Annotated in this window: 1 pseudogene; it reads right to left on the bottom strand. The window is 57.5% G+C overall.

Features of this window, described 5'->3' with window-relative positions:
• A pseudogene (locus JHD63_RS25175) lies at positions 1–117 on the bottom strand (IS5/IS1182 family transposase); the annotation flags it as partial.
• Positions 118–292: the final 175 nt, after the last annotated feature.

The raw sequence follows: 292 nt of genomic DNA, 5'->3' as shown, positions 1-292 counted from the left end.
CTGCCACGGCACGATCTCTTCCATCGTCGCCAGGAACACATCGCGTCGGGTGGGGCGGCGGTATTGCTCGAATCCGGCCTCTTGATCGGCCGCTGCTGCCAGGGTCTGTTGCTTCACCGGATCACAACGCATTCGAGCCGCCAGTGGTGGACTTGTTCAGCTTTGCCCTAGTCTTACTGTGTCATAAATGTCACAATTCGATCTTCCGGACTTCGATTTGGAGGATCGATGAATGCAGCCGAGCGCTTCGATAGCTATCTGGAGCACCTGAGCGAAGGCCTGGGTCACGTGG

Origin of the sequence: Xylophilus sp. ASV27 (assembly GCF_016428875.1) — a bacterium.
GTDB lineage: Bacteria > Pseudomonadota > Gammaproteobacteria > Burkholderiales > Burkholderiaceae_C > Xylophilus.
This window is presented reverse-complemented; position numbering and strand designations above follow the sequence as displayed.